This window comes from Haladaptatus sp. DYF46, assembly GCF_021083305.1.
Lineage (GTDB): Archaea > Halobacteriota > Halobacteria > Halobacteriales > Haladaptataceae > Haladaptatus.
This window is the reverse complement of the sequence record NZ_JAJFAY010000007.1, coordinates 172,604-194,547: the sequence shown is the minus strand read 5'-3', so window position 1 is coordinate 194,547 and position 21,944 is coordinate 172,604. Positions and strand designations below refer to the sequence as shown.

General features: G+C 48.7%; 16 protein-coding genes and 1 tRNA gene. 8 read left to right on the top strand and 9 right to left on the bottom strand.

Annotated features, from left to right (window positions below; genetic code table 11):
• The first annotated feature begins 411 nt into the window (after positions 1–411).
• A complete protein-coding gene (aceB, locus tag LJF34_RS24185; RefSeq protein WP_231188455.1) occupies positions 412–1,725 on the top strand; it encodes a malate synthase AceB in 1,314 nt (437 codons plus the stop codon).
• A gap of 96 nt (positions 1,726–1,821) precedes the next feature.
• Here aceB and LJF34_RS24180 read toward each other — a convergent pair whose 3' ends face one another.
• Both LJF34_RS24180 and LJF34_RS24175 read right to left on the bottom strand, forming a co-directional pair.
• Entirely contained in the window at positions 1,822–2,589 is a 768-nt protein-coding gene (locus tag LJF34_RS24180; RefSeq protein WP_231188452.1) for an IclR family transcriptional regulator, read from the bottom strand.
• Between the two features lie 189 nt (positions 2,590–2,778).
• Complete coding sequence (locus LJF34_RS24175; protein WP_231188450.1) at positions 2,779–3,690, bottom strand: GAF domain-containing protein; 912 nt, start codon at positions 3,688–3,690, stop codon at positions 2,779–2,781.
• Between the two features lie 351 nt (positions 3,691–4,041).
• On the opposite strand from LJF34_RS24175, the gene LJF34_RS24170 reads away from it, so the two are divergent.
• Complete coding sequence (locus LJF34_RS24170) at positions 4,042–7,068, top strand: FAD-binding and (Fe-S)-binding domain-containing protein (protein WP_231188446.1); 3,027 nt, start codon at positions 4,042–4,044, stop codon at positions 7,066–7,068.
• A 62-nt stretch (positions 7,069–7,130) separates the two neighbouring features.
• Here LJF34_RS24170 and LJF34_RS24165 read toward each other — a convergent pair whose 3' ends face one another.
• From LJF34_RS24165 to LJF34_RS24145, 5 genes are all read right to left on the bottom strand, one after another.
• On the bottom strand, positions 7,131–7,940 hold the full coding sequence (locus tag LJF34_RS24165; RefSeq protein WP_231188444.1) for an ATP-binding cassette domain-containing protein: 810 nt from the start codon (positions 7,938–7,940) through the stop codon (positions 7,131–7,133).
• Positions 7,941–7,949: 9 nt separating this feature from the next.
• On the bottom strand, positions 7,950–9,221 hold the full coding sequence (locus LJF34_RS24160) for a substrate-binding domain-containing protein (RefSeq protein ID WP_231188442.1): 1,272 nt from the start codon (positions 9,219–9,221) through the stop codon (positions 7,950–7,952).
• A gap of 137 nt (positions 9,222–9,358) precedes the next feature.
• On the bottom strand, positions 9,359–10,948 hold the full coding sequence (locus LJF34_RS24155) for an ABC transporter permease (protein WP_231188441.1): 1,590 nt from the start codon (positions 10,946–10,948) through the stop codon (positions 9,359–9,361).
• A gap of 316 nt (positions 10,949–11,264) precedes the next feature.
• Positions 11,265–12,098, bottom strand: coding sequence for a phosphoenolpyruvate hydrolase family protein (locus tag LJF34_RS24150; protein WP_231188440.1), 834 nt, complete (start codon positions 12,096–12,098; stop codon positions 11,265–11,267).
• 177 nt (positions 12,099–12,275) lie between these two features.
• On the bottom strand, positions 12,276–12,686 hold the full coding sequence (locus LJF34_RS24145) for a cupin domain-containing protein (protein ID WP_231188439.1): 411 nt from the start codon (positions 12,684–12,686) through the stop codon (positions 12,276–12,278).
• Positions 12,687–13,519: 833 nt separating this feature from the next.
• Between LJF34_RS24145 and lrp the strand changes: the two genes are divergently transcribed.
• Positions 13,520–13,978, top strand: a complete 459-nt coding sequence (gene lrp, locus LJF34_RS24140; protein ID WP_231188438.1) for an HTH-type transcriptional regulator Lrp — start codon at positions 13,520–13,522, stop codon at positions 13,976–13,978.
• A 313-nt stretch (positions 13,979–14,291) separates the two neighbouring features.
• Here lrp and LJF34_RS24135 read toward each other — a convergent pair whose 3' ends face one another.
• Positions 14,292–14,702: a TRAM domain-containing protein gene (locus LJF34_RS24135; RefSeq protein ID WP_231188437.1), complete on the bottom strand. Its 411-nt coding sequence runs from the start codon at positions 14,700–14,702 to the stop codon at positions 14,292–14,294.
• A gap of 719 nt (positions 14,703–15,421) precedes the next feature.
• On the opposite strand from LJF34_RS24135, the gene LJF34_RS24130 reads away from it, so the two are divergent.
• Complete coding sequence (locus LJF34_RS24130; RefSeq protein WP_231188436.1) at positions 15,422–16,420, top strand: ParA family protein; 999 nt, start codon at positions 15,422–15,424, stop codon at positions 16,418–16,420.
• The gene (locus tag LJF34_RS24125) at positions 16,417–16,896 is read left to right on the top strand and encodes an acyl-CoA dehydrogenase (RefSeq protein WP_231188435.1); all 480 of its coding nucleotides are present in this window, start codon (positions 16,417–16,419) and stop codon (positions 16,894–16,896) included. Before LJF34_RS24130 ends, LJF34_RS24125 begins: the two co-directional genes overlap by 4 nt.
• A gap of 402 nt (positions 16,897–17,298) precedes the next feature.
• Here LJF34_RS24125 and LJF34_RS24120 read toward each other — a convergent pair whose 3' ends face one another.
• Positions 17,299–18,093 (bottom strand): DUF5821 family protein, encoded by a 795-nt coding sequence (locus tag LJF34_RS24120; RefSeq protein ID WP_231188434.1) that lies wholly within the window; start codon positions 18,091–18,093, stop codon positions 17,299–17,301.
• A gap of 944 nt (positions 18,094–19,037) precedes the next feature.
• On the opposite strand from LJF34_RS24120, the gene LJF34_RS24115 reads away from it, so the two are divergent.
• The 3 genes from LJF34_RS24115 (at position 19,038) to LJF34_RS24105 (ending at position 21,881) form a co-directional block, all read left to right on the top strand.
• Positions 19,038–19,122, top strand: a tRNA-Leu gene (locus LJF34_RS24115).
• A gap of 137 nt (positions 19,123–19,259) precedes the next feature.
• Positions 19,260–19,829 carry a TATA-box-binding protein gene (locus LJF34_RS24110; protein WP_231188433.1) on the top strand — a complete coding sequence of 190 codons (570 nt, stop codon included), beginning with the start codon at positions 19,260–19,262 and terminating at the stop codon, positions 19,827–19,829.
• 810 nt (positions 19,830–20,639) lie between these two features.
• Complete coding sequence (locus LJF34_RS24105) at positions 20,640–21,881, top strand: orc1/cdc6 family replication initiation protein (protein ID WP_231188432.1); 1,242 nt, start codon at positions 20,640–20,642, stop codon at positions 21,879–21,881.
• Positions 21,882–21,944 lie beyond the last annotated feature (63 nt).

Genomic DNA, 21,944 nt, shown 5'->3' with positions numbered 1-21,944 from the left:
CTGAAGAGAATTTACATAATGAAAATAAATACTGAGTGAGGTCCCAGAAAGCGTTCTATTACACGGCTAGCCGTGTAACGGATAATGGATCGTAATGTGATTGTGAACAGGAGGAATAATGATTCAAAACAGTCCCTTTTACTCGCGGCTTTATCAACTGCGAGAAGCCTCATTAGACAGCTTATAGCCGTTATCACCATTGAAATGGGATTTGAGTGTATTTAAGATACTCTGTCTCCAAGAATTTAGAGCTGAATTCCCAACTCATGGTTTACATAATGTAAACGATTTCCATCTATTCCCATTGAAACGAGTTGAACTCCGTTTGGAAGCGGTATTATCAAACCATTTGATTTTTTAAATGAAGGTGAATATTTAATACGACATGGTGAACAGTTACCTTCGAAGAATATGAGAAGCAAACATAGCGATGAGCGTGAGTTCGTACGAACGTTTTTCACCTCACCAACTGCTGTAGAAGGCCAAACAGATTCTGCAAAGATGCTGCGAAGTGCAGCGCAACTTGAGGGAATGAAAGCCCCCGATGTTTGGGTTCCAGACAACGAGGATGCAACGGCTCCATCGATGCGGGATGAAGGTGTGGAGAACATCGTGAGTGTCGTTTCTGAACACAGGGATAGTTTCCCTGGAGAAATACATCCCCGCATAGTGTGGCACCGCGATAATCCTACAACTCGCCACCAAGGGTTCCAACAAATGATGCAGGTGGCCGATCCTGCTAATGGTGCTGTCGAATACATCGATGGATTCGTTATCCCCGAGGTTGGTGATATCGACGACTGGAAGAAAGCGGACGAGTTCATCACCATAATCGAAAACAAACACGGACTCGAAGAGGGTAGCCTCTCAATGTCCGTAATCGTTGAATGCGGCGAGTCGGAACTGGCCACAGGTGAATTACGAACGGAGATGGGGAAACCGTCGAACAACCTCGAGCGGTTGTTTTTACTGGTCGACGGGCAGGTGGACTACACGAAGGCGATGCAAGCGATGACTGCCACCGGGAAACTCCCGCCGTGGCCTGAACTTCGCCACAACACCTCTCGCGGTGCAAGCGCAGCTGGGCTCATCGCGGTTGATGGCCCATACGATGACATTCGTGACATTGAGGGGTATTACGAGCGGATGAGCGACAACCGAGCCAAGGGCATGACTGGTATCTGGTCACTAACTCCTGGACAGGTTATCGCTGCAAACGAAGCGCCACTCCCGCCGGAAAGTGGAAGCTGGTTGCTGAATGTCGGCAATAGAGAGATTGAACTCGACAGTGAAAACGGCTATCAGAGTTACAGCGGCGACGAATTGTCACTCGAAAGAACAAACGATGGAAGCTATCTGCTCGAAGTAGAGGGAGAAACACACGAACTCGACGGTGAGGAACTGCACGAGGAATTGCTCAAGATGACGTCGTATATCCCGAGTATGGACGATATCGTTGACTCGATGTCCGAATTCGAGGCTGCTAAAGAAGACGGAAAAGGAGCAATCGCGATGACCCAGTCAACGACGCTCGACATCAACGGTGTAGAGGTAGACGTCAACAAAGATCGAATGTGGGACGAGGCTACGTATCAAGCCGCTCAGACGCCAATATCGTTGTTCCAAGACGTGTATACGCATCGTCCGGACCAACACGAAGAAATTGAAGAGATGTACGGGTCTGATGTCGTTGAGCGCGCGATGGCCCTCGGAGACGACGACTAATTTCGGTCGGCTGTTCCGTCACACCAATTTTTTAAGAAAGGGGAAACCGTCGTTCATCAGACCAATAGAAAATAGTCGGTAGGGTGACCGACTTGATTATGACTGAAGCTGAGATTCGAGGTGTGCGACGGCATCCAGTAACTTTCCCGCAAGTTCGAGATCGGTCTTCGTCGAATCTATCTGATATTTTGGGCCTCCCACGCTTATTCCACCGAGAATCGTACCGTCTTCGTCGTGGACTGGCGCACCCACTGCTACCAAACCGGGGGCGAATTCTTCATCAACAGTCGCGTAGCCACGGGCCGCAATTTCCTCCAAGGATTCGTATAATTGCGCGCGGTTCGTAATCGTCGCTTCCGACTCACGAGGCAACCCCCATCGGTCGAGGATTTCTTCGATTTGACTGTGACCCAATTCAGCAAGGATGGCTTTTCCCGCGGCCGTATTGTGTAAGTAGTACTCCGATCGATACTGTATGTCGTTTCCACCACTTACCGCGTTCCCCGACGAACCATAGAACATCAAGAGACGGCCGTGTTCAAAGATGGTAAAGTTTGCTTCCTGATCGGATTCTCGTGCTAGTCGATCTACCGCTTCCTTTACGACCTCACGGTCAGGATATCGATGCTTAGTTCGGTCGCCTAATAGGGCTAGCCGATATCCGACGTTGTAGGTTTTACCGTCTTTTACGAGGTATCGACAGTCTTGGAGTGTATTGAGATGGCTGCAAATAGAACTTTTCGAACTGTTTATCATCTTATCCAGCTCGGAGAGGTTAAGCCCGTCGTGTTCCAAGATGAGCCTGAGAATTTCTAACGATGTCCGAGTCGTTTTCAGGCGTCGTCCGGTTATATCTCCGATCATATCCCTACAATTATCATCATAACATATAATCATTCCCATAATGTAAATCCACTTTTCGAATACCCGAACCGTCATCCGCCCGGAGATGAAATGGGGAGATATCACAGAGGGGTTCCAAAAAAATCGGACAATATCGTCTTCTTCCGGGATGTAATTCAGTGCTCTCGATTTATTTTGAGACACTCTGTCTCATATCGCTCGTGAGCGTTTAACCCACCCGATACGCGTGATCGCTTCCGCTCCAAGTTGTCCAAGTAGACTGGCAGCCTCAAGGTCGTGTTCCTTGAAAGCATCTACGACGACGTCACCGGCGCTCAGTACGCCATGACTTCCTATCGGAACATAAAGCCCAGATTGGAGTTCGCCTCGGTCGTGGTCATCTGCAGTGTTTTGGTGATCCGAGTGAATCTCCGGTTCGCTCGTTAGGTACGTTCGTACCGCGGGGGTCTCCTCGTCAATGGAGTAGTTCGGACGGTCGCCAGCACGCTCGAGACATTCTTCGGTAGCTTCGACCGTACGGAGGACGTTTCTGCTATCGTTCACCAATCGAACCGTCGTATTGACTAAACCGAGGATGTTTTTTGCTGCATTAGCGAGGATTTCGGCAACCTCCTGTTTTGAACTTGCACCGCGCAACTGCTGGCTCGTTCGACGAAGGATTTCGATGCGTTGCTCCCGTCGCTTCATATCGGTTAAGTCGCGGACGACACCGTAGAGAACGAGGGTCTCATCGTTTCGTTTGGGTTCACAATGCAATCGTATCGATCTCGGAGTCGTTCCTTCTCCAGTGAGTTCTACGTCGATATCGAACGGGTTTGCGTTTTCAATAGCGTCGCTAAACCTCTCCGCCACCCGGTCTTGGTCCTGTTCTGTGTATTGGTCCACAACATCTGAAAGGGTCAACGTCCGCTCTATATCGATCTCATGAATCCGCTTCGCCTGGTTACTCCACCACAGTTCGGTGGTAGAGGTATTATACGACCAAATGCCGATTCCGGTGAGTCTCTGCACACTTGCCAGTAACTCCAAGTACTGATCGTCGGACGGCAGTGGATTCGACTGTGTCATATCGTTATTGTCCTGTGATAGCATATCATCCATGAAATAATATTACCCAATACTAGATGATAAACCCTACGCCCACAAGTGATTAAATTCATGCTGTACATATCTGATCCCGGTTGAGGCAGGTGTCCACATCCGATAACCACCAACAGATTCCCGTGCCGCGATCGTTATCTCCCTCCGTACTATTCGAGTAAACCATATCCGGAATTATCGTGACCACTTGATGCAATAACAGTGAAAGAAATCGCATCTAAGAGGAAGGAAGGATTACAATGGTTTCGTGTCGTTAGATATCCGTGTTCGCTCCCGGATTGCGTCGGAAGTATAATCGATTGATATCGTGAAACCATAGACTTTAATTTGGAAGTATGTGTATTAGTAACGATGGCAGTCGAAGACGAGTTCTATAATCCCCCCGGAGTAGAGACATCGGCCACGGAACTGGCGTCTAGCCGTCCCGACATCGAACAGTATTCAGCGCTGGCGGAAGAACTGCGAGACCAGGTAGCCGGAGAGGTGCAGTTCGATGAATACGCACAGATACTGTACGCAACGGACGGTAGCGTTTACCAAGCACGGCCTGCTGGAGTCGTCCTTCCAAGGGATTCGGAAGACGTTAAAGCGGCTGTCGAAGTCGCAACAAGCCATGGAATACCCATCCTACCGCGAGGGACGGGTTCCTCGTTAGGCGGCCAGACGGTCGGTCGTGGTTGCGTCGTCATCGATTTCACGAAGCACATGGACGATATCGTCAGCATCGATCCCGAAGCCAAACGAGCGACGGTCCAGCCCGGTTGTGTACAGGACCATCTCGATGACCGTCTTGCGAAAGAGGGCTTGAAATTCGCGCCGGATCCAGCTTCGTCGAACCGCTCGACCATCGGTGGCGGGATCGGTAACAATTCGACGGGCGCTCACTCGGTTCGATACGGAATCACTGACGCCTATACTGAAGAACTCCAAGTCATTCTCGCGGATGGGTCACTGATACATACCCGTGAAGTCGTTTTAGACAGTAAAGAGTTCGAGGAGATCGCCGGTGGCAACAGCTTGGAGGCGCGAATCTATCAAACTGTTCGGGAAATCGTCGAATCTCACGAATCGGAGATCGAAGATAAATATCCGTCACTCAAGCGCTCGGTCTCGGGATACAATCTGCAAAAAGTCATCTATGAAAACGACGATGGCGACGAAGTAATCAATCTCTCGAAACTATTTGTGGGTGCCGAAGGAACACTTGGGGTAATCGTCGAAGCGACGGTTTCGCTCGTCACACAACCTAGCGAAACAGCGTTAGCACTCTATTGCTTCGATGACCTCGTGGACGCGATGGAAGCGGTGCCCGAGGCCCTCGAATTTCCCGTTAGCGCTGTGGAGCTAATGGACGACGAAGTGTTCCGCCTGGCTCGTGAATCGGAGGGGTATGCCGAGTACGTCGAACCGATACCCGACGATTCAAAGGCGGCGCTACTGCTCGAGTGGGACGACGAACTCGTCGACGACTTCGAGGCGGCAATTGACGAGACGACTTCTCACTTTGTCGATAATGGCGCAGCATTCGAGGTGCTGGAAGCCTACTCGGGGGACAGTCAAGATAGGATGTGGAAGCTTCGGAAGGCCGCGATCCCGTTGCTGATGAGTTTAGAGGGGAACCCAAAGCCGTATCCATTCATCGAGGATGCGACGGTCCCACCCGAAGAACTCGCCGAGTATGTTCAGCGGTTTGAGGCCATACTCGAAGCACACGATACTTCGGCCGCATATTTCGCCCACGCTGGTTCCGGCACGCTACATATCCGCCCTATCCTCACTCTCAAACAGAACGAAGGAATAGAGAAGATGCACTCGATCACGGACGACGTGACCGACCTCGTTCTGGAACACCACGGTGCTTTCTCTGGCGAGCATGGCGACGGGATGGCCCGAACCGAGTTCAACCCTAAGATGTACGGTGAGGAACTCTGGGAGGCGTTCAAGCGGCTCAAAACAGCCTTCGATCCCGACTGGATGATGAATCCCGGTAACGTCGTGTATCGGGACGGGACGAATGATCCAGGACCGAACAATGACCGGGGTGTCGGTGCGGACATGCGAGAAAACCTCCGCTATGGACGAGAATACCAATCGATCGAACCACAAACTGCTCTGGACTTCGACGAGGAGGGAGGATTTTCACATCTCGTCGAACTGTGTAACGGTTGTGGGACGTGCCGACAGACTAGTTCTGACGTCATGTGTCCGACGTATCGTGCCTCGAAAGAGGAAATCCAGACTACACGCGGTCGAGCAAACATGCTCCGAGCCGCAATCTCGGGTGAACTGTCGGAGGAAGAGATCTACTCCGACCGGTTCCAGAAAGAGGTGCTCGACCTCTGTGTTGGCTGTAAGGGATGTAAAAGTGACTGTCCGACGGGCGTCGATATGGCGAAGCTCAAATCGGAGATCAAGTACCAATATCATCAGGAAGAGACACCAAGCCTCCGGACGCGTATATTCGGGAATATCGATCGACTTTCCGCGTTCGGTAGTATGATGGCCCCGCTGTCGAATCTCATATCCGAAATTCCGGGGAGTCGAGTCGTGATGGAGAGGTTGTTCGGAATATCCAAAGAGCGCGAACTTCCGACGTTCAGCAACGAATCGCTCGAAGAATGGTTTGCGAGACGTGGTGGCTCCTCGGTTTCGGTCGGTGAGGCTGACAGGAAGGTGATATTGTTCCCCGACACATACACGAACTACAACTACCCGGCACCCGGAAAAGCGGCCGTCCGCGTCCTCGAAACGGCAGGCATTCACGTGCAGATCATCGATGACCTTCGCCCCAGTGGACGCGCAGCGTTCTCGATGGGAATGCTAGACGTGGCGAATGACCGCGCACACCATAACGTCGAGATATTGCGGCCGTATGTCGACAAAGGATGGAATATCGTATTCGTTGAGCCCTCTGATGCGGTTATGTTTCAGGACGAATACGGAGATTTGCTCGACGGAACAAACGTTGACGCGGTCTCATCTGCCGCTCACGAGATCATGGAGTATCTGGATTTGCTTCGAGTTGATGAGAAACTCACATTGAACACGCCTGACGAGGTTTTAACGTACCACGGTCACTGTAATCAGAAAGCCACCAATAAGGATCACCACGCAGTCGGGGTGCTTCGGCGAGCAGGGTACGCCGTCGATCCGCTCGACTCCAGTTGCTGTGGGATGGCAGGGTCGTTTGGTTACGAATCAGAACATTACGAGCTTTCACAGGGGATCGGTCAGATCTTATTTAGACAGGTCGAACGGAGTGACGGGGATGTCGTAACGGCACCCGGTGCGTCGTGTCGCTCTCAACTCGGCGACCGACCGGGCGAGTCCCGTCCACCACATCCGATCGAGAAAATGGCCGAGGCACTCGACTGCTGAAAGTTGGGACGGTACTCACGAAGGAACGTCCCGTTTCGAGAACTCCGGAACGCGATGGCAGATTATACTTCTCGCTCTTTGTGCATCCGAGATACGATATCCATACGGTCAACGTTGGTACGACTATCGAGAACTTCGACGAGTTCACCGTCGCGCATTACAGCAATTCGGTCGGCAACGTCCACAACGATGTCGATTTTGTGGGATATGAGGATACCGGCTTTACCATCTTGAGGAATCTTTCTAACGAGGTCAATGATTTTGTCCGTCCCCGTCGTGGAAACCTCTGACGTTGGTTCGTCTAGGATGACGATCGGTGGGTCCCTGATCAACGCCCGAGCGACAGCGACAGCTTGCTGTTGTCCGCCAGAAAGTTCCGAAACGAGAGATCGGGGATCGAAATCAAACCCAATCTCGTGTAGCAGTTGATTACTTTCTTTGATCATTCGTTCTTCATCAATTTCACGAAACAGCGATCCTCTAAGTCCGGTTTTGAGAGGTTCATACCCGAGGAATATATTGGTTGCAACAGTGTTTGTCGGAGTGAGATGCTGACCTTGATAAACGGTCGCGATACCTGCCTTCTCTGCATCTTTTGACGACGTGAAGTGGCGTGGCTGGTCCACGCCATTTTCGCGGACATAAATCTGTCCAGCAGTTGGTGTGAGAATTCCCGAGAGCATCTTCACGAACGTGGACTTTCCTGCTCCGTTGTCTCCTGCTATCGCGAGGATTTCTCCCTTTCGAATATCGAGGCTCACATCTTTGACGGCTTCGATTGCACCGAAACTTTTACTCAGATCTTGCGTTCGGAGAACGGTTCGATCCTTTGGGCTGGTCGTATCGTTTCCTGCGGATATCGTGTCGCTCATAGTTGCTGATTAGAAATTGCTCTTTTGCCAGTTTCGAAGTTCACTCCACGTATTCCGTTGCAGAGCGTACTCAACGTTCTCTTTGTCGACGAAGGTGACGCCGAACTCTAGATGTTTCATCTCGATCCCACGCTCTTGATACATCCACGCAAGCGGGACATTCAAAAATCCTTGTCCATAGGGATCTTGGCCCATGGTGAAGTCGACGCTTCCGTCCTTGATACTCGTCAGAACGGCTTCCACGAGGTCGAACCCACAAATGACGAGATCACGGCTGACACTCCCGCTTTCGACAGCCTGGGAAGCACCAACAGCAGTCCAGAATCCCGCACCCATGACCACGTTTATATCCTGATCAGCCGACAGTCGACTCTCCACACGATTTTGAGCCTCGGCGAAGTCAGTTGTGACGTCAAGAGTTTCATCGATGAGAGTCACGTCGTCTTTCGTTTCCAAGTACGAGCGTGCACCAGGATCAACCCGACGAGTGACTGCTGGATTTCCGGGGAGACCATTACCGATCAAAACCTTATACTCGTCGGCATCGAGCTTATCCTGCATTCGTTTGTATGCTTCTACCGCCATCGCAATCCCACCTTCTCTATCACGGATGCCGACGTGCGGGATTACAACCCCCCGATCACGGTAGGTGAGCTTCTCACGCATCCAATCGTTGTTCCAATCTTTTTTCGCCGGAGTCGAATGGCCGTTCACGACTGCGATGTCGTTATCCAGTGCTCGCTGAATCGGAGCGAGATACGCTTGGCGGTCCAAAATAGTCGTGACCAGTACGTCCTGACCACTTTTCAACTCGTCCACGAGTGTATTGATGATCTCGATCTGTTTACTTTGGCTCTGTGTATCACCGGACGGACCGGTTACACCACCTTTCCATCCGAACTGATTGAGAGCGTCGTTGAACCCAGCGATGAGAGGAGTAAAGAAGGGATTGGCGACGTTCTGGATCACGAACTCAGCACGTCGTGCAACTCCTGTTGCTGGCTTTGTGTTGTCAATGGGTGCCGATGGCGGCTTGATCATCGGAATTCGAGAGTAGTCAAAGTCTTGTGGTCCTGCACCTCCTCCGTTTGAACCGGAGCCACCGTTGTTCTCGTCACTCCCGCTGCTCTTGTTCCCTTGGTCCTGTAAGAGACTTGAACAACCGGCCGATGCGGACACAGCCCCGACTGCACTGAGCTGTTTCATGAGGCTTCGTCGCGACACCCCTAGCTCGATGGAGAAGGTGTCGTCATCCTGAAGTTTGTCACGGTCAAACGCCATGATAATCAAAGATAGTTTATGGAACTTAAATTTATTTCTTTTCACATTATATGTTCGGATAGACAGTTGATGGGAATCGGGGTTTTCTCATCCGACAGATGGGAACTGAAGAATGGTTTTCAGAGTATATTTTGTGCCTAGCTAATATTGCTACCAAAGTATAGCAAAACGATGAGCCAGACGCCATATGTGGTGACAACCGTAATCATTGCGTCACGCGAAGTCAAATTGTGGAGTGAATTGACACCCATGAACAGTGTTCCGGCGACGAGAATCGCGATAATGGCCAGAGTTACTATCACGAGGATGGTAAGGAATGCGAATCCGTGCAATACGATCGGGATGAACAGAAGTAGTGCCGGGGCTAGACCATATCCGACAGCAGCAATGGTGTTGTCGACATCACCAGTACCGCCAAGACGGGTCGCAGTGAGGTGAACCGTTAGAACTGCAAGAAGCGTGAGGAGTGCCATTAGGAGATACACCTGAAGGGTGACCATCACCGCTCCCAAGAGATTCGCTTCTGCAATAAAGAACAGGAATCGGTCTGCAAAGGAGGGAGCAAAAACTGCCGACAACATCATAATTAGCGAAACGAGCAGTCCGATAACAACGATCGACACCGCAATGAACGCGATCGATAGATTGGGTCCCTTTTCGTTAGCTTCGTTTTGGAAGAACGATCGTGGACTCGCAACCATCTTTTTCAAGGGATTCGTAAACCAGTTCCGCACGAGCTCTGGCGAGAATTCGGAGAAGACTGTGTCGAGGCCGATTGCTGCGATGATGAATAGCCCCGTAATGAGTCGTGAGAATTTTGGCCCGAACCCTCCAAGGGTCAGGATATTCTGTGCGAATCCAAGAATGAGTGCACCCATTAGCACGCCCGTCATTGAGCCATCTCCTCCCGTGAGTTTCGTCCCACCGAGGACTACCGCTGCGATGACGATCAATTCAGTTCCGGATCCAGTACCCGGGGAAACGCTCCCGATGTAGGCGAGTTGTGAGATTCCCGCAAACGATGTGACCGCAGCGACGATGGCAAAGCAAGCGATTTTGATTCGCTCCGGATCGAGACCGGTTGTTTCAGCAGAATTTATGTTGTCGCCCGTCGCCCGAACGTGGCGTCCAAACGTCGTCTTGAACAGGATGTGGTGGAAGACGAATAGAAGGACAAGTACCCAAATGATCTGCACGGGAAAGCTGACGAACTGCTGTGGCTCCGAATGAATGAACGGAACAGCATACTGGATTACAGGAATCGTGAACAAGTCCAAATTCGTGAACGGCACCGTGACCGTAAATGGGAGACTGTACGTACCACCGATCGCTTTCATTACCGGGCCTGCCTGTTCTTCGGAGATTGTGACCGCTTGTCCCCCTAACAATAGGAAGTGTGCTCCCCGGAGTAACGTCAGTGTCCCAATCGTGACTATCAGGGAAGGCAGTCCGAACTTGGTTACGAGCAATCCCTGTGTAACGCCGTAAATCGTCCCCAGTGTAATCGTCAGTATGATGGTGAAGATCGGATCGAACCCACTGGAAATCATGACTGCTCCGAGCCCGGCGGTGATGCCAATCAGCGATCCGACCGAGAGGTCGAACTCCGCTGTGACCATCAGCAAGGACATACTATAGCCAACCATCGCAACGATAGCGGCACCACGGAGAACTCGTACGAAATTGTTGAGTGTGAGGAACGACGATGCATTGATGAAGATACCCAACAGGATCATCGCAACTAATCCGACCATGACACTTGATTCACGCCGATCAAGGATCGATGACCTGAGGGCAGCTATTCGGTTCTGAGTGGACCTCGATTCTGTTGCCAATTTCGACACCTATGCATTTAGTTCAGATGAGGGTACAAATATCTTTCCCAGCAATATATATTTGTCACCGATCACAGAATCGATGAGACTTTGAATCGAACGATCAGCGAGGCAATATCGAGAAAGAGACAAAATATCGTGCTTACGGGGTTGTGCTTGCGTTCAGAAAATAGCGACACGGGAACATCAATTGGATTCCAAATATTACTCAGAATTCAATATTCTTGAATTCGATCGCTTGATTTTCGATCGCATCCTCGGTTGCAAGTCGTTCGATACTCGACGCTCCGAAAAAGCCGGTGACACCCTGAGTATTGTTAAGGACATGCTCAGCATCTTCGGGCCACGCTATCGGACCACCGTGGCAAATGACGATGATATCGTCTTTGACTTCCTTTGCTGCATCATGATGGGCCTGGACGCGGTTGGCTGCAGCATCCAGGTCAAGCGACGTTTCAGCACCGATGTCACCCGACGTTGTGAGCCCCATGTGTGAGACGATTACGTCGGCATCCGCATCGGCCATTGCTGCTGCCTGTTCCTCGGTGAAAACGTAAGGACAGGTGAGCATTCCTTGATTACCTGCCTTTCGTATCATCTCGATTTCTGTGTCGTAGCCCATCCCAGTCTCTTCGAGGTTTTTACGATAGGTACTGTCTTCGTCGATGAGTCCGACGGTCGGGAAATTTTGGACGCCGGAGAAACCACGACGGCGCAAATCCTCCAAGAACACGTCCATGTCTCGGAACGGATCAGTGCCATTGACACCTGCCAGCACAGGGGTGTCCTCAACGACGGGGAGTACTTCATGACCCATCTCCACGACGATTTCGTTTGCGTCTCCGTATGGCAACAACCCAGCTAATGAGCCACGGCCGTTCATCCGATATCTCCCGGAGTTATAGATAATCAGGAGATCAACCCCACCACGCTCTGCGAATTTGGCCGAAATTCCGGTTCCGGCACCAGCACCGATAATAGGGTCTCCCGATTCAATAGTCGATTCTAGGCGATCGAGCGATTCCGTACGTGAGTACTTCATCCAACTACATACGTTCTCCCACCTCTCTTCAATATTTCGATAGAATCATCACTGTACTGAACTACCTCACTGTTCAGGACTGTCGTCTCTCGTGCCGTCGAATTCATCGAGAAAACAGACTCTGCGATCTCTCACGGCCAAACTGTATATATCATACGTGGATGAGGATGGCCTGTCTCAGGAGTCCGGGAATTCACCCGGTGGAAAGACCGTTGCTTCGGCAGTGTTTCGAATCTCTTCTTCCGGTCCCGGTGGCCCATAGATCGCTAGAAATCGAAGAGGTTCCCAAGAATCGTTCATCGTACTGTGTTCGACACCGGCGGGAATGTACACCATCTCTCCGGGCCCTATCGACCGTTTTTCATCTGCGATTGTTTGTTCACCTTCTCCACTGAGGATATATAGAATCTCCTCGCTGTCCGGGTGAGTATGACGCTCATGACCTTTTCCTGGTTGCAGCACTACTAGACCAGCACTGAATGCCTCCGACCCAGTCATCTCGGGTGTGTTCATCCATTTCAGGTTCCCCCAATCGAGTTGAACTGTCTCCACATCCTCGGATCGAATGAATCTCTTTTTCTCGTCCATAACGTCCATCGTAATACAGCAAGCTGGTTTAAGTATTTTGGTCAGTGGAATGATTTCAGGAATGATCGTCCCTCGCGCCGAGATGAAAACTCGGAGTATGGGTTTTCTCACCCTCACCGATTTTCATTATGAAAATCAGCCGGTAGACGATAGACCCGTTCTACTGTCGTTCGAGAGTATCCCTGAAGAGTTGTATCAGTGAATGTACTACAAAGAGTAATAAAATAACCCAGGCGGAGAAGCACTCTCTACGAGTTAGCTTGAGAAAGAATCCTACTTAAAGACAGGTTTCAAGTCCTCCCTCTAAAACCAGTCGACCCCCACTCGATATCTATATTCACACGTCACTCGTCGATATCCCATTGCCCACCCGTATTTTCATAATGGAAATTATCACCGACGCGCCATCGTCCAAAATACGAATATATAATGACAGTAACGAGGTTGAGCTACAGGTGAATGCTATACCGAATAGATCCGATTATTGTTCTCTTATTGTGGACTAGAGGGGATCAATCGAGCGAAAGTATTACAGAACTAATTCTGTAATACTTTCGCTCGATTCTATAATTCAAGACAAATCCCCATGATATTATGCCCCTAATTTCTTATATAGGGAAACACATGTGATTACTGACTAGATAGTAATTGGCGGCACTTCATTTACATATTGTGAATATTGCTTTCGTGGAGCAAGTCCGATACCATAGTTTTCGTACTCGTTGTTAGAAAGATACCCGTTGTCTCAATTTTTTAGCTATGGTCTCTCTAGATTCAGTCGCATATTGCGTTATCGTTTAACTATTTGTATCGGGGGTTGTCTATAGTAAATAATGGCGTACGAAAATCTCGATGCCGAGTTGTTAAACGCTCTACAAAGTGATGGACGAGCCAGCCTTCGGGACCTCGCTAGTGATCTTGATGTATCGGTAACGACTATCTCAAACCATCTCGATGAATTGCAGAACAGCGGTGCTATCATAGACTTCTCACCGATAGTAGATTATGACGCGTTGGGCTATGATGTGACTGCCGTCATTCAACTCAAAGTTGAAGGTGCCGCACTTCCGGACGTTACAGACCGACTTCAACGGGAAGACCAGATGGTCAGTGTCTACGAGGTGACCGGGAACCATGACATCATCGCGATTGGAAGATTCGAAGATACGGACCAAATGAACCGAAAAATAAAATCCTTACTCGAAGACAAGGACATTAACGAAAGTAATACCAGTGTTGTCCTGAATTCGGTTTCCGAATACGAACAATTCGATATCGGAATGAGAAATTGAAATAGAAAGACGAAGCGATTGGACTAGCATTTAAAGGTAGCTGGGATTTAGTGGAGAATTGATTTTGAATGCCGATTTTCTACTCCAGCAATTAGTCAAGTCTGTCCAATCGTAATTATTATGTCTGCGAATGATGAACACACAATTGCCGTCGTATAGCCATGGACTATCGTCGGCTCAGAAACGAACGTCTGCTAGGTAGTTGATGGGTAGACGCCTCACAGACGTCTGCTTTCATCTGTTAGTCGGTAACGACCAATACCAATGTACGTCGTTCCCGCAGAATTACTACTCGGACTCATTGCGTCATGGATTATTCTGCATTTATTTCTCGTTCAACAACTTCACCAAAGGCAACATTTGGTTGTACATTGACTATCTCGATAGTCACACGTTCATTCTCCTCCGTATTTGGGACAAAAATGATATAGCCACGGTCGATGCGGGCAATTCCATCGCCCTGATCACCGAGGCCTTCGATCTCGACGTCTCGGTATTCCCCAACTTCGACGGGAGGCCCCGATTCAGTATCAGAGCTACTGGTCTCCGTCCGCGATCGAGGTTTGGTTAATCGGTCAGATCGGAGCAATGCAACACGATAGTCGGTATTCGCTCGAATGTCTCCATTCGTAATCTCTTGTTCTGGAATTGTGACGCAATAGGATCCGTTATTTTCCTCTATACGCTCAGTGAACAAACACAGTAGTTCGTCCGGTATCTCCATAACGGATTCCGTACGCTACACAAATATAAATATATGTATTAATGCCCTTGGAATCGTGGGGTAGTTATTGGGGACATGGAAAATATATGTCATCAGAGATTGGAAATCGCCTTAAACACGCAATCTACGTTTGTATTCGATTCCTCATTGAGAGAGTCAATAGCGGATTCGGAACCAGGGCACAAATAGCAGGGAATATCAATTTGATTCTTCCCTTTTCACCTCTTCTATTACTGAACCAAAAGTTATCTGTAACAGTTGCCTGTACTGTCTCTCTGTAACGTATGTATGCGATTGTCGTGAATACCACGCCGTATTGGGAGTGACAGATTACGACAGTGGGTCAGAGTAAGGAGACCAGTACCGTCTCGTATTAGCATTACAGCGGCCGATCACAGCAACGTATAGGAGGAAGTCAGCGCATACAGTCTTTTCTGATAGCTGGCGAGACTATGGAACATCCATAACATAAACATAGAACAGATGTTCGATACAGATATCTGATACAGATGAATGGTACAACCCATACAGATAACAGCCAACTATAACAGACAGTTTTTCAGAACACATTATTGTTACAGATATCCATTATTGTTAATCGTTACAGACCTCCGTTACAGACAACTGTTACAGATAGTAAGCACAGACATACGAATGAGATATCTGGCACAGTTGTCTGACGTGGATTTATGTAATAGAAACACAGAACAAGAACCAAGATGATAACCTCGGTCGTATACTCGGAGTCCGGAGGGACGTACAAAACGACGCTCACGGCGAATCTAGCCGTCCCATTGGTTCGCATGGGGCTAGACGTACTAGTTATAGACCTCGACCCCCAGGAAGGAAACCTGACGAGCCTGTTCGACCTCGGTGAGAACCGCAATGATCCCGAGGCAGACAACATCGTTAAACACATTCTCGAGATGCCGGACGGACCGTTTGAAGATCTCATCGAAACGAGTGACGAAGGTGTGGATGTCGTTCCAAGCCACGACATGCTGGGAGATTTCACTTCGAACCTCGAGCAGAAGATTTCCTATGAAAGTGGGATGAAGAACATCAATAAGGAAGATTACCCCCGATACGAGCTCTTGTACCGGCTACTATGGGAGAAAGAGAACCTAAATGAATCGTATGACGCTATACTCATTGACCCCAACGCTCGAGCTGAAGACTTACTATACAATGCGATATACGCATTGCGTACACTCATCGCACCAGTTAAGCCGGCAGGGAAAGGTAGTCTGAGCCTCGACGGACTAGAGGAACTCGTCGTAAATATGCAGACGAATCTCGATATCGAGATCGGTCTGTCGTGCGTTGTTCCATCGGGTGTTCGTCGAACAAACGCTCACAAACAATATCTACGCTATTTCGAGAACAGTGACGCGTTCGATACACCAGTCGTTATCGGTGACCGTGAAAGCATGATGGACGACATGTGGGAGGCACGCGGCTCGGCTTTCAAGGTTGTCGAGGAGGGGTGGAAAACGATGGACGATGGCAGCGAAGGTGGTAGTAGTAAACCCGGTATCCGAAAAGTTCGAGATCGGGAGGTCGAAACCCTCGTCGATCTCTACCAACTCGCAGTGTTTGTTGCAACAGATACCTTTGGAATGGATATCGATCCGGTACTTGAGTTGGATTTCGACGGACGGGGTACTCGGACAATTGATCTTCGTGATCAGGAAGAAATCGAGGTGAGCGAGGTATGACGAATTCCTTTAAATCAGGGTCCGGAAATCTGGACTTCGGGAGCAACGATGGGGAGGCAAACGAAGGTGAAGACCAAAACGACACCGAGAACCAGATAGACGAACAGGAAACGTCGAAGAAAGAAGAGACGGCAAAAGGAACAAATAACAGACACGAAGAATCGCTGGAGCAAGCCACACCAATAGAGAACAACCAATCAAATTCAGAGCTGGCCACGAACACGTCATCAGAGGAATATCCCTACTACATTCGCCGAAGTAACATTGGCGATGAAAGAGACAAGCGACTTGAGCTACATGTACGAGACACAGTGACTAATGACGAGCCAACGTTCCGAAATAGGCTCGCCGATGAACTTGATGTTGATGAGGTAGCAAAAACAGATGCCCGAGAAGCCGCACTTTTGTTTGCATTTCAAAATCCCGAAAAGGTGGCCGACCTACTACGAGAAGAGGGGTATGGTGTATTTCAGTGAGAAGTTTTTCCGCCATAGCTCGTAACCCGTGACTGCTGCGGAACCCTAATTCCATTATCTTGTCTGAAACGACATAGTAGGTGAAGCCAGACGATTGAAACAGTAGATCCACAAATTAGAACTTTCGTGGAAGGCGTGGTCGATTGATTGCTGAGAGGCCAGCTCAGCCCAGAGCCTTCGGCGTCGGTGGAGCCACGTTTCCTCGGTGTACCTTGTGTCAGAAGCATACCGACGACGGGTACTGTTCATACTAAGAGGACCGACTACTTGGTTAATGACCTGTTTAACGTCACGATTCTACTGATGTCCCTTCTTACCATCCCAAATTTGTCATTTAATTGGGGCTCTTTTAAGATCAGGACTGGATCGGTATCAGCAATTCTAATTACATTACATCGTCCCTCACACGGTTAGATTCTCAACATCCTCTAAGTGATCCGGAACTAAGAGCAACCGGAGCCGTGGACGACCAACATCGATCGGTTCTTTTTCCGTCTCGATGAGACCACGATCTACCAGTCGAGTTTTGATTCGGGAAAATGTCGCTTTACTTGCCACTCCACTGTCTTCGCCCCACTTGCTGATATCATAGAGCAGTATCTCATTGTTTGCGCCGACCAACAGCGCGATCGCGACTTCATCGAATGCATCTTCTTCGCCAGGGATAGTGTCAACAGAATCAAACACCATCATGAAATCGTTCTCGACCTCATCTCCTAACTCTTCTCTCAGTGTTTTTCGGACACGCGAAAGCGGTGGTGTTCGCAAGCTGAATGAATCACCTCCTTCCCAAGCGTCAAAAAACGCGGATTGTGTGTTTTCCACTAACTCTTCATCCCCTGATTGGAGACCTGTTAGTTCAGTATCCAATGAGATCACCGTCACTATCTTATAATCACTAACAAGCAGAGAACTGCGTGCAATGTCAGTTGCAGTGCGGAGTTCCAGTAAGTCTTGTTCGACCAAATCAGCTACCTGACTTGCAAGGATGAAGTCCTCCGTTGATGATTTCAATACCTCCGATGTCGCAAGCACCTGCAGGTCGGGACGATCATCATCGAACGATGTTGCGATCTTTATGATCGTTCGAAACATCGCCGATGGCGGATTCACAATTAGAACAGAGTCTGTTTCTTCGAAAAGCGCTTGGACAGGCTTGTCAAGTTCCTGATCAAATCTGGCTACTTCTGTAGACATACCCCGATGGATTATCTACACATCCTTTGTTTTGTTCACATTGTCAATTATAGGCATAAGCTAAAACCAGTGGGAAGAAGAGACTATTTCAATAGGACGTGATTGGAATTCGTTGTTATCTGTTCTTGGTTTTTGAAGTGATAAACTTGTTTGCCGAATTTCCAAGTGTTCATACATCCATTTCCCGTGTTCTTTCGTGTTGTTTGAAACAATGAATTCGGAGATATGTGCTGGTTAGAACCTCGTGACCTTCTCAGCAGCAGTTTGATTCTCCGATAGCTGTAGTTAGTATGCTATACTAATCCCGGTAAATGCCTCAAGAGTAGAATCGTACCAAACCACCATAAAAAACGCTTATTCTCCGATCTTCATTGCCCCAAATCGGTCCTTTAACTCTTCGATTCTGCTATTTGTTTCCGTGACGAATTTGGATTTCTCATCAGTCGTTGTCGCACCGTCGTTTGTCGGAATAATTAGATCCGCATCTTCCAATATCCGTAACGAATATCGTACTTTGTGTTTTGCATGGCCGGATTTCTTTGAAAGTTTGACAATACCGATCGGTTCGGAGGAGAGTACATGTTGGAATATCTCAAGGTGTCGTTGAAGCATTTCTATTTGATCTTCGGCACTACTAATCATTGTATATGGTAACATGGAACAAGAGTCATTAAACTTTATCTCTACGTCAGAAATTGACTAATAGAAACTATCAATACTCTATGCTAATTCTTCGAGATAGTAGATGGAATTAGGATACGTGTCTACGTTCTCTTCAATGACCGACAGTTTGCTTTGACCGCCGTTGAAATCACAGAAAGTTGGGCCTAATGACTAATCACTCATGCAAAGACGGTGTGGGAGAGTGATCATCAATCAGTAAAATCAAACGTAGACAATAAAATACAAAGCTCTAGGTAGATGAGTACACAAGATTGACTGACGCGAGGGTTGCTAAGCTAGGCCAACGGCGGCGGGCTTAAGACCCGCTCGTGTAGACGTCCATGGGTTCGAATCCCATCCCTCGCACTCGAAGCAATACTGTAATAAGAGACATCTTGAGGAAGGCTACTAGTAATACTTGCATGCCAAATAACGGAACAATCGCCGTTCAATGCTAACCCTATGCCAATTGAATCATTATCTATGAGCGTAATAGTTATTCGATGGAATCCCATTCAGCAGCGGCACAAATCACAACTGAAAATATCATCGCCACTTCTGAAATTGATCAAGAACTCGATGTTGCTCGTCTCGGTGCAGATCTAACGGGTGGAACATACAATCCCGATCAATTTCCAGGCGTAATTTTTCGATCACCGAACCGATCCGCGACAATGCTTCTGTATCGCTCGGGAACGATCACGAGCACTGGTGCAAACAGTATGCAGGATGTAGAAAGAGGTTTTCACGAGCTATTCACACACCTTCGTGATCTCGGAATCGGTGTGAAAGAAGAGCCATCGATTTCGGTTGAAAATTTGGTTTCGAGTGCTGATTTTGAAACATCATTCAACCTCAATGCCCTTGCCATTGGACTGGGGCTCGAAGACGTGGAGTATGAGCCAGAACAATTTCCAGGGCTCGTATACCGACTCAAAGAGATATCACTTGTCGTACTCCTGTTCAATAGTGGAAAGCTCATCATCACTGGCGCTAAAACGGAAACCGAAACACAGACTGGTTTTGAGCGGGTCAAAACGCGGCTTGCGAGACTGGGATTTCTGAGCACGTAGCTTACTCTCGTTCGAGTCTCCGAATTCAGGAATGTAGAAGGTGAGAAGGGCGAGAATGAGTACAAACGTTCAAAAATTGTTCATCAGTGAAGTACATCTGAACTCGTTTGTTCTGAGTATTGTCATAGAGTCATGAACTATAGAATTTTCACAGTACCTCGTCGTCACGTGAAGAAAAATGCTGAAGCAGTTTGATTCCCAGTCGTGAGTACACCTACAGTCGGCACACACACCACCATCGCGGATGTAACTATGAAACCGATGGGTCGGTCGTTCTAAGCGAGAGAGACACCACCATCGCGAATGTAATCCTCGATGAACCCACCCATTGGTTAGCCATCTCAACGTTATCTGTATTTCATTACAAACTTATTTATAGGTTAGTCTCGTAGAGTCCATTGTGTTAATCCGACGTCTAGAAATTGTCGGCTAGCCCGACAATTTTCAGATTCGAAAATGAATTCCTATGTGGATATTATGGAGGTTAAACGCCTTCACTTCCCTTTCGATGAATCCGTTACATCCGCGATGGTGGTGTGTGTGCTTTCGCTCGTCCTGAGATTTCGAGCAATCTCTATTACACGTGTTGAGTCTTTTGTAGCTGGTCTACTTTGTATTTACATACGCGATAGGGGTGTCCGACATCAGAATGAAAGGCTGCTATTCTATGTTTCATCCGCGATACCACCCAACCACTAGAAAAAATATAAACCACTATCAATCCCCGCTAGAACCTGTGATTCTTGCCGACTTACATCCGCGACTCCCCCGCCCTTTATTACGGATGAAGGATATGTAGTAGTCAATCGCATGGTTTCCGATGAATCAGACGACCGCGACCCACTCTTCCGATATGATGACCCCGTTTTTGCCCGGGAAGAATTGTTGAAAATCAAGCACATCCCGGGATCGGATCGGATCGTCGGTCGAGATAAGCATATGAAACAAGTTGCAGAAGCGCTCAACCCTGCAATCTTTGGCCGCGAACCAACCCATCTTCTCATCTTTGGTGAAACAGGTACGGGCAAGAGTCTGATTTCGCGAAGTGTGACCGAACGCGTTATTAACGAAGCTCAGCGAGACGACATTACGGTGAAAGCTGCTTACGTCGATTGCGGTGAGCAAAATACCGAAGCTGGTGTCGTCAAGACGATCGGGCGTGAAATCAACGAACCTGCACAAAGCAATATTACAATTCCCGAACGAGGGCTTGCAACCGGTGATTACTATCGTCGTCTCTGGAACGTTCTCGATACTTGCTGTGACGTTGCAATTCTCATTCTCGATGAAATCGATCTTCTTGAAGACGATGAAGTCCTTCGAAAGCTATCTCGAGCTGGTGAAAATCAGCAAATTTCCAATTCGAATATCGGCATCGTTGGCATTTCTAATAAGATCAATTTCGCTGACGAACTCGGTGAACGCGTCAAATCCAGTTTTGCACGCGATGAGCTAGTTTTTCCCGCCTATGATGCAACCCAACTTGTCGACATCCTCGAAAATCGTCGTGATGCATTTCGCGAAGACGTCCTCGAGGGGGACGTTATTCCATTAACCGCTGCTCTTGCAGCCCAAGAACATGGCGATGCCCGCAAAGCAATCGATATTCTTCGAAATGCTGGCCGTATCGCCACTCAATCAGATACCGTGCCCGTAACTGATGAACACGTTCGTCAGGCTAAGAAAAAGACTGAAGCCGATCGGTTCGCAGAGCTGATTGCTGGTGCTCCGACGCAAGCGAAAACAATTCTGTTAGCACTTACTAACCTCACCGAGTCCAAGCAAGCAGATGAGTTCTCTACCAAGGAAATCTATCGTCGATATCAGAACATTGCACGCGGTACTGGTCTCGACATGCTCTCCGAACGCCGCACTCAAGAGATCCTCAAAGAGCACGATTTCTTGAACGTGATTCAATCAGAGCGGCGGGGCCGCGGACGTGGACAGGGGGTTCACGCTAAGCACCGTCTCCTCGAGGAACCAGACATAGTCAAATCCGTTCTCGAACAAGATTCTCGCATTCGTGACTTTCTATCTTCAGTTGATGATTAGTACGCCATTTACCCTCTCGTAGAGGTGATCTCGTTCTCATCGTGGTAGAATACTTTGAATACT